General features: G+C 60.9%; 1 protein-coding gene. It reads right to left on the bottom strand.

The window, feature by feature from the left end:
- Positions 1-568, bottom strand: a 568-nt coding sequence (locus IV91_RS0112715; RefSeq protein ID WP_031599027.1) for an ExeA family protein, incomplete at both ends; no start/stop codon positions are given.

Genomic DNA, 568 nt, shown 5'->3' with positions numbered 1-568 from the left:
CCGATAGTTTCCCCCGGCTCGTTCGCACAAGGTATGTTTGAGGCTCGGGCTCATCAGAGTGGGAGCTCCGGCGCTGTCGAGCAGGTGATCCAGGCAAGCGGCCAATTCTTCCCGCGTGGCGTAGTCCAGAGTCAGGCGAACCCGGATACGGGTACCCAGCGGCAACAGTTCTTCCCGGGTCAGAGCCTCGTTCAGGCGGGCATCGCCCGCCAGTACGACGGCCAACAGGGGTTGTGAGTCAAACCGTGCTGAAGCCAACAGGCGTAATTCCAGTAAGGTCTTCGGGCTCATTTCCTGGGCCTCATCAATGAGCAGACAACAGCGGGTCCGGGTGGCTTCGAGGTGACTGATCCAGCGCTCCCGCAGGATCTTGAATCCGCCCCAGCGGTTGCAGGGTTTGAGCATGACGCCGAAGACCTCGGCCAGTTCGCGGTAGAAATCCCCGAGGTTGCTCTGGGGGTGATTCAGAATTCCCACCGTGAGATCGGTTTGACGTTCCAGGCGTTCGGCCAAGGCCCGTAATGCCACACTCTTGCCGGTACCCGGGTCTCCCTGGATCAGAGCGAAG

Origin of the sequence: Ferrovum myxofaciens (genome assembly GCF_000735045.1) — a bacterium.
GTDB classification, from domain to species: domain Bacteria; phylum Pseudomonadota; class Gammaproteobacteria; order Burkholderiales; family Ferrovaceae; genus Ferrovum; species Ferrovum myxofaciens.
Note: the sequence above shows the minus strand (reverse complement) of the source record. Positions and strands in the feature narration are given on the sequence as shown.